Raw genomic sequence first — 7,735 nt, 5'->3', positions numbered from 1 at the left:
GGGCGTCGGGGAGCTGCCGGGCGAGGGTCCGGTAGTGCTGGAGGGCTTCGTCGATCGCCTGGAGTGCCTGCTCGGCCTGTCCCATGTCGGACATGCGGAGGGCCTGGTTGTTGAGGGCCATGGCGAGGTCGGGCAGGTGGGCGTCGGGGAGCTGCCGGGCGAGGGTCCGGTAGTGCTGGACGGCTTCGGTGATGGCTTCGAGCGCCTGCTCGATCCGGCCCATGCCGGACAGGTAGATGGATTGGTTGTTCAGGGCGAGGGCAAGGTGGGGCAGGTGGGTATCGGGGTGTTGTCGGGCGAGGGTTCGGTAGTGCTGGAGGGCTTCGTCGTTCGCTTCGAGTGCTTGCTCAGGGCGTCCCAGCTCACCCAGGCGGAGGGCCCGGTTCTGCAGAGCCATGGCGAGGCCGTCCAGGTGGGCGTCGGGGTCCTGTTCGGCTTGTTCTCGACGCGCTTGGACCAGGCGCGCGGTCAGACGCTCGGCCCAGACCGCCAGCCGCTGGCTGGACAGGGGCAGGGCATTGAGGAGATCGCGGAGGACCTCGGGCGAGGTGTCGGGATCGTCTGTCGCCTCTTCCAGCGCTCGGAGGAGCGGGCCGGGGTGTTCCACCTGGGTGGCCACGTCGATGACCGCCGGGCCCAGCGTGCGGATGTGGCGGGTGCAGAACCCGGTCAGTAGCCCTCCGACGGAGGGTAGGGCGGGGTGGGCGGCCGCGCGGGCGTACAGGGTCACCAGGCGTTCGGCGTCCGCGGTGGCGACGGTGTCCAGGTGGGGGTCGAACAGGGCGGGGGTGCGCTGCAAGCGCTGTCCTAGGAAGTACTCCAGCAGCCGGTCCGGTTGCAGGTGTCCCCACATCCGCTCCCCGTCCGGGGGGTACAGGCCGCCGGCCCACAGGCGAATCTGGTGCCTGCGGGCGGTGGTCTGCCCCTTCAGTACCGCCGCGCTTCCCAGGAGTTCGTCCGCCTCCTCGACGCCGGCGGGGGCCAGGGCGAAGACCAGGGCCAGCACGTCGCGCAGCGGTTGCGCCAGGTCGGCGTCGCCCAGGCCGTAGGCGGCGGCGCTGTGGTCCCAGTACCGGAACTCGTGGGCCAGCACCCGTCCCTCCACCGCGGTGTCGGCGGTGACGGCCGTGGGGTCCTGGGTGGCGTCCAGCAGGTCGGCCAGGGCGCGCATGTGCACGCTCAGCACGGTCTCCCACTCGGGGCCCGACAGGTCCGGATCGGCCAGGTGCGCCGCGACCCGGGCCCAGTCGGCCGGGCGCGGCGTGCGGGCCGTCGGCAGGGCCTCGGCGAGGTGGCCCAGGGCGGTGCGGTACTCCCGGGCGCGCTCGGTGGCGCGGGGCGCCAGCGGCGGTAGCGGGAGCTGCACGGCCAGGTCGGCCAGCAGGTGGCCGGTGGCGGTGTTGACCTGGTCCCACCACTCGCCCAGCGTGCGCACCAGCAACAGCAGCCGGACGGGGGCGTGCCCCGGCGGGCGGTCGCACAGCTGGAGCAGGCGCACGAGCTGCGCGGTGCGGGTCTCGGCGTAGTCCACCACCACCAGCAGCGGGGCCGTGGCCTCCTTGACCGGGCCCAGCTCCTCGACGGTGGCGTCCTGCCTGAGCCACACGGTGGCCCACCGCCTCCCCTTCGGGTCGGGCGCGGCCAGGCGTGCGGTGAGCTCGTGGGCCAGGCGGGTCTTGCCCTGCCCGCCGGGCCCGTGCACCACCGCCGCCGTGAGCGGTTCCTCGCCCTGGCACCACTCCAGCAGGGTCCGCATGGTCTCCTCACGGCCGTGGAAGCCCACCACCTGCCGGTGGGCCTCCAACAGCGCGGCGGGCGAGGGACGGTGGTGGGCGCGCGGGGTGTGGGCCAGGTGGGCGAACTCGACCGGCTCCAGCGCCAGGGGGACGCCGTGCTCGGCCAGGACCGCCCGGAAGGCGGGGTCGTGGTGGAGCACGTAGGCGGGCACGACCTCCAGGGCGGCGTGGTCGCGGTGTTCGGGGTCGGCGGCCACCACGCCCACCACCAGCTCGCCGTCGCCGCAGCGCATCGCGGCCCCCGACAGGCCCGCCCACAGCGAGCGCCGCTGCCCGGATCGTTCCTGTTCCCGGATCTCGTGGGGGAGCCAGCGGGGCGGGTGGGCGCTCAGGTCCATCACGTGCCGGTGGTTGACGTAGTGGCTGCCCGGGGCGACTGTTCCGGTCAGCTGGGCGGTCTCCGCGGCCCGGCCGGTGCGCTGCACCAGGTCCGGGAAGCCCCACACCTGGCAGGGGGTGCCGGGGGTGGTGGTGACCAGCCTTCCCCACCTGGTGGTCACCGGGTGCTCGCTCCAGTCGGGGTCGGTGACCTCCACCAGGGCGGCGTCGTCGTGGCTGTGCGCGGTGCCGCGCCAGACCACCTGCCCGGCGCGGGGCCGGTGGTCGGTGGCGGTGTGCACCTGGACCCGGCCGCCGACATCGGGGACCGTGTGGGCGCTGGTGAGCACCAGGCGCGGGGCGATGAGGTAGCCGGACCCGGTGCTGGTGGGGGTGGTGATGCGGGTGATGCGCTGGGCGGTGTCCAACAGGTACTCCGGTCGCTTCTACGGACCCCGCGCACGGGGGAGTGGGGGCTCAGCGGCTGAAGGCAGGGGGAGGGGTGTGCTCACCGGAGTCGCGGCGGGTGCTGCTGATGGACACGTCGCCGCCGGGGGTCTTCCTGGGGTGGGGGGTCAGGGTGAAGGACACGCGGTGGGTGCGGGTCCGGCTCGCCCCGGCCTCGACCTCGCCGGAGGCGATCCACGCGGAGAGCTTGCCCTTGGCCTTGCCGTCGACGCGGAACTGGACCTCGAAGTCCATCTGGATGGGGCCGACCTTGAAGGCGATGTCGGGGCTCTGGGCCTCGGCCTCCTCGACCGCCTCGGTCAGGTCCTCGCGCAGGGTGCGGACGGCGTCGGTCAGGCGGATTTCCACGTGGGCTCCTCGAAGAGCGGGGGAGAAAGGACGATCCCACGATCGCAGAACCCGCTCCGTGGCGCGGGCGCCGGAGGGGCGTTTGACCGTATGCGGCCAGTCCTCCTTCTGGAAGGCCGGTGGCTTCGGCACGTTCCGCGCCCGCGACCGTCGGGCGACCGCTGGTGGAGGCGTCGGCCCAGCTGACACGGGCGAAAGCATCCACAAGCCATTCCGCGGCCGGGGGATGCGGTTGTCCTCGAAGGGTTCCGGAGGCGGGGCCGGTGCGCGCGGTGGTGTCAGCCCTGCGCGCCGGCCTTCTGCTCCTCTTCTTCCCGCGCCTCTCGGGCGATCTGGTCGAACTCGGCGCCCATGGCCTCGGCGAGGGCGGTGGCCGCGGACAGCGGGCGGACCATGACGACGAAGTCGTCGATCCTGCCGTCCTCGTCCGTGTGGAGGAAGTCGCAGCCGTGGATCCGCCGCTCACCGACCCTGGCCTCGAAAATCAGGGCGTGGTCGCGGCGGTCGGCTCCGGTGATCTCGCGAACGTAGCGGAAGTCGGTGAAGACCCTGCTGACGCCCCTGATGATCGCGGCGGTCACGGCCCGGCCGGTGTAGGGCTTGAAGGCGACCGGGCTGGTGAACACCACGTCCTCGGCGAGCAGGGCGTGGATCGCATCGTGGTCGTCCGCCTCGACGGCCTCGCGGAAGGCGTGCACGATTCTCCTCTTATGCAACTTGTTGAATAGGTGCTTTGGAGGGTATCAACGGGGTCCGCGGCCGTCCAGGGGCTGCACACCTGTCTGCGGCGCCACGTCGGCGACCCGGAGGCGCTCGCCTAGCAGTGGGGCGAGCGCGTCCGGGTGCACGTCGGGAAAGGTCTGCGCCGGGGAGGCCGTCCTCCGGTCACCGTGGGATGCTCCTCGGCCCGGTGAGCCCTTCCCGCCACGGCGTCAGATGATCTGCTCGGTCGGGAGGATGGTGATCTCGGTCAGGTTGACGTGCTTGGGGACCGCGCTCATGAAGGCGACCGTCTCCGCGACGTCCGCGGACGACAGGACGTCGATCTGGTCGATCAGGTCGGCCATGAGCTTGCTCGCCGCCGGGTCGGTGACGTGGTCGGGCAGTTCGGTGTCGACCATGCCCGGCTCGATCGTCGCCACGCGGATCTTCTTGCGGCCCAGCTCGGTGCGGAGCAGTTTGGAGAGCTGGGTGACGTAGGCCTTGGTCGCCGAGTAGACATGGAAGCCCTCCAGGATCCGGACGGCGGCGATCGACGAGGTCATGATGAGGTCGGCGCTGCGGCCGTCGGACGCGGCCGACTCCAGGGACGGCACGAAGGCCTGGACGGTGTTCATGACGCCCTTGATGTTGAGGTCGATCTGGGCGTCCCAGTCTTCTGTGGCCAGGTCGGTGATGCCGGAGATGAGCTGCACGCCGGCGTTGGCGAAGACGAGGTCGACCCGGCCGAGTTCGTCGGCGATCCGGTCGGCCGCCGCGAGGACGGCGGAGCGGTCGGTGACGTCGGTCGGCAGGGCCAGGGCGGTTCCGCCGCCGGCGCGGATGCGGTCCTCGACCTGGTCGAGCCGGTCGCCGCGGCGGGCCACCAGCGCCACCTTCGCGCCGAGTTCTGCGAAGCGCAGGGCGGTCGCCTCGCCGATGCCGCTGGAGGCGCCGGTCACGACGGCGACACGTCCGGCGAGCGGGGTTCCGGAGACGAGCTGGGCGGAGGGCTGGGTGTTCTGCGCTGTGTTCATGTCGGCCAGCATGCGACCGGTTCCGCCGGATCGGGGGGTAGCGATACGGCCCCCCAGCGGTCCGGGGGCGTCCCGTGCCCGTCGGTAGGCTCGGGGCATGCCACGCAGCGAGTTGGGCGAGTTCCTCATGACACGCCGGGCCAAGGTGACGCCCGAGGCCGTCGGAATGCCCGCGGCGGGCGAGCGCCGCGTCCCGGGCCTGCGCCGCGACGAGGTCGCCGCTCTCGCCGAGGTGAGCGTCGACTACTACCGCCGCCTGGAACAGGGCAAGGAGACCCGCCCCTCGGAGGTGGTCCTGGCCGGCCTCTCCAGGGCGCTGCGGTTGACCGGGGCCGAGGAACGGCACCTGTACGCACTGGCCGGTACGGCGCGCAGGCTCGACGAAGAGGCCACGGTCCAGCCGGTGCCGACCGAGCTGCTGGGCCTGATGGACTCCTGGAGCGACTCCGGGGCCATCGTGCTGGACCCGGTGCTCGATGTCCTGGCGCTGAACGCCCGGGCGCAGGAGCTGTTCTCCGGTTTCGAGGAGACCGCGAACCTGTTGGAGATGGTCCTGCTGGACCCCGAGGGCCGCCGGTTCTTCGTCGACTGGGAGGCCTCCGCCGAGGCGACGGTGGCCAACCTGCGTGCCAGCGCCGACTTCGCCGTCGCCCCCGCCCGGCTCCGTGAACTGCTCGACCGGCTGGAGGCCGAGAGCCCGGAGTTCCCCGGCCTGTGGGCGCGCCACGACGTGCGGCCCAAGACCCACGAGACGAAGGTGTTGCGCCACCCCGCCCGGGGTCTGCTGAGCATCGACTTCCACGCCTTCGACGTCGCCAGCGTGCCCGGGTACCAGCTCCTGGTCTACCGGGAGAAAGAGGCCGAGGCGGGGGCCGGTACCACCCCCTGAGAGCACGCCCGGATCCTGGCGCCCCCGCGCGACCAGGGGTGAATGCCAGGGATCGCCGCGATACGTGAGGTCGGTTCGTTGCGGCGGGCAGCTCGACGAGGCGGCCGTCAGGGGTCTTTCATCCGGGGGCCTCGCGGGGCCGGGAGTCCGACTCGGCGTCACCGCTCCCAGGTCCTCACGGGAGTCGGCCGACAGGTCGGCGCCCGTGGGGAAGCCCTTCCTTCGTCGGTCCTCCCGGGCTCTTCGGGGGCGACTTTCGTCGGGGCGGGTTGGCTCTCGCGGTCGATGTCCCGACGGGATCGGCCTTCTAGGTTCGTGTGTGACGGCAGGCAACGGCGTGGTCACACGCGCAACCGGAGGGACGGGGCGAACATGGGCGGCATCCGCAGGGACCGGAACGGGCGAAGCCGGGGACGAGTGGTAGCGGTCGCGGGGGCGGTGGGAGCCGCGTCGCTGCTCGGCCCGATGGCGCTGGCCGCTCCCGCGTCCGCTGTCATCGGCGGGGTGGACGCCACGGAGGAGTACCCGTTCGTGACCGCCCTGTTCGACGACAAGGGCGTGCACTACTGCGGGGGTTCGCTGATCGATGAGCAGTGGGTGCTCACCGCCGCCCACTGCTCCGACTTCGACCTTCTCCCGACGGAGAGCATCTCCGTGCGGGTGGGCAGCAATAACCGGGAGGAGGGCGGCAGTGAACGCCGGGTCACCGAGGTGGTCCAGCACCCGGACTACGAGGCGGAGGACGTCAGCGACGACCCCGACTACCCCCACTCGTTTCTGCTGGTGCGCAAGGACATCTCCCTGTTGAAGCTCGATTCCCCGGTCGAGCAGACCCCCGTTCGCATCGCCGAGGACAGGCCGGAACCGGGCACGGCGGTGCGCGCCCTCGGCTGGGGCGTGGTCGACGAGCTCGGCCAGGAGCCCAAGCCGGAGATCCTGCAGCAGATCGACACCGGGATCGTGCCCGACGACCGCTGCGCGGAGCTCGACGGCGACCTGTGCTCCGAACACCCCACCGATGAGGCGCAGGTCTGCTCGACCGACTCCGGCAGCCCCCTGATCCGCGGCAGGGAGGGCGACTGGGAGCTGGTCGGCCTGACCAGCCGCGACGGCGACTACGACGAGAGCGTGGCCTGCGTGGGCCCGTGGGTCTTCACCGAAGCCGCGAAGTACGGCGACTGGGCCGTCGACACGGTGGGGAACTAGCCCGCCCTTCGGCCCCGGCAGCGCCCCGGTGCGCGGGTGCCGGTAGGGGCCCTCGTCGCGCAGCACGAAGAGTTCTGCCTGGGGCCTTCTCGGCCTACGCTCTGCGTGCGCTCACGGTGTCCTCGTGGAAGCAGCCGCACTGCGCACACCGATGAGTGCCTGATAGCTGCGCAGCACCGTGGCCAGGGCTTCGGTGTCGAGGTCGTCGACTCGCGTGCGCGCCTCGGCCAGTCGCCGCCGTGCGGCGGCGTACTCCAGGTCGGCGGCTCTGTGGCGCTGTTCGGCCGCGAGGAGTTCGAGGCGGGCGATCCCCGCCGCGGCGTCGGCGGCGCGCTGTCTGTGCCCGGCCATGATCCGGGGTGCGACGGCTTCGGCGCGGTCCAGGTAGCGGGGGACGGTGGGAGTTCCGTCGCTCGCCCTCGTGCTCATCGGGGTCCGTCCTTCACAGGCCGTGTCGGGCGCGGGCGTCGGTGATGCGCCGGATCAGGTCGGGCGGGGTCTCGGCGTGGACCACGGTCACGCTGGGGTACTGCGCCCAGAGCCCGTCCAGGTGTGACACCGGGGTGGTGCGGATGAGGAAGCCCACGTACCAGCCGGGGTGGGTGCGGTCGATCTCCTCCAGGGCGCGCAGGTCGGCGGTGACCCGGTCGGGGTCGGTGGCGCTCAGGACGGTGGGGGTGTCCTCCCAGGGGCGGCGGAAGCTCACCGCGGGGCGGTCGTTCACCGTTGCTGTCTCGATGTGCCAGCCGGGTGCGGGGTCCTCGCGCATCAGTGCCTGTCTTCCTGGGTGCGCAGGGTGGTGATGAGGTCGTTGATGCGGGCGGCGGCGGTGGGGTCGCCGCGGGCGGTGGCCAGGTTGCGGACCTCTTCCAGGGCCAGCAGGACGGCTCCGCCGTCGCGCGGGGTGGTGAGCAGGGCGTTGATCTGGGTCTGGGGGTAGCGGCGGTGTCCGCCGAGGGTTTTGACCGAGGCCA

Annotated in this window: 8 protein-coding genes and 1 pseudogene; 2 read left to right on the top strand and 7 right to left on the bottom strand. The window is 72.2% G+C overall.

Annotated elements, in window-relative coordinates:
• The 4 genes and pseudogenes from ACWGL3_RS14800 to ACWGL3_RS14785 form a co-directional block, all read right to left on the bottom strand.
• Positions 1 to 2,542: pseudogene (locus ACWGL3_RS14800) on the bottom strand (hypothetical protein); the annotation flags it as partial.
• Positions 2,543 to 2,591: 49 nt separating this feature from the next.
• On the bottom strand, positions 2,592 to 2,930 hold the full coding sequence (locus tag ACWGL3_RS14795) for a trypco2 family protein (RefSeq protein WP_267944945.1): 339 nt from the start codon (positions 2,928 to 2,930) through the stop codon (positions 2,592 to 2,594).
• A 278-nt stretch (positions 2,931 to 3,208) separates the two neighbouring features.
• Positions 3,209 to 3,628, bottom strand: a complete 420-nt coding sequence (locus ACWGL3_RS14790) for a nuclear transport factor 2 family protein (protein WP_267944944.1) — start codon at positions 3,626 to 3,628, stop codon at positions 3,209 to 3,211.
• Between the two features lie 234 nt (positions 3,629 to 3,862).
• Positions 3,863 to 4,666: an SDR family oxidoreductase gene (locus tag ACWGL3_RS14785; RefSeq protein WP_267944943.1), complete on the bottom strand. Its 804-nt coding sequence runs from the start codon at positions 4,664 to 4,666 to the stop codon at positions 3,863 to 3,865.
• 97 nt (positions 4,667 to 4,763) lie between these two features.
• On the opposite strand from ACWGL3_RS14785, the gene ACWGL3_RS14780 reads away from it, so the two are divergent.
• Entirely contained in the window at positions 4,764 to 5,555 is a 792-nt protein-coding gene (locus ACWGL3_RS14780; protein ID WP_267944942.1) for a helix-turn-helix transcriptional regulator, read from the top strand.
• Positions 5,556 to 5,972: 417 nt separating this feature from the next.
• On the top strand, positions 5,973 to 6,761 hold the full coding sequence (locus ACWGL3_RS14775) for a S1 family peptidase (RefSeq protein ID WP_267944941.1): 789 nt from the start codon (positions 5,973 to 5,975) through the stop codon (positions 6,759 to 6,761).
• A 111-nt stretch (positions 6,762 to 6,872) separates the two neighbouring features.
• Here the strand turns inward: ACWGL3_RS14775 and ACWGL3_RS14770 are convergent, their stop codons facing one another.
• The 3 genes from ACWGL3_RS14770 to ACWGL3_RS14760 all read right to left on the bottom strand — a co-directional run.
• On the bottom strand, positions 6,873 to 7,190 hold the full coding sequence (locus tag ACWGL3_RS14770; RefSeq protein WP_452461406.1) for a hypothetical protein: 318 nt from the start codon (positions 7,188 to 7,190) through the stop codon (positions 6,873 to 6,875).
• A 13-nt stretch (positions 7,191 to 7,203) separates the two neighbouring features.
• The gene (locus tag ACWGL3_RS14765) at positions 7,204 to 7,530 is read right to left on the bottom strand and encodes a hypothetical protein (protein ID WP_267944940.1); all 327 of its coding nucleotides are present in this window, start codon (positions 7,528 to 7,530) and stop codon (positions 7,204 to 7,206) included.
• A partial coding sequence (locus ACWGL3_RS14760; RefSeq protein WP_452461405.1) for a hypothetical protein occupies positions 7,530 to 7,735 on the bottom strand: 206 nt, incomplete at its 5' end. The genes ACWGL3_RS14765 and ACWGL3_RS14760, both read right to left, overlap by 1 nt.

Source organism: Nocardiopsis sp. NPDC055824 (assembly GCF_053616335.1).
The sequence above is the reverse complement of the archived record's forward strand: the minus strand, read 5'-3'. Positions and strand labels throughout refer to the sequence as shown.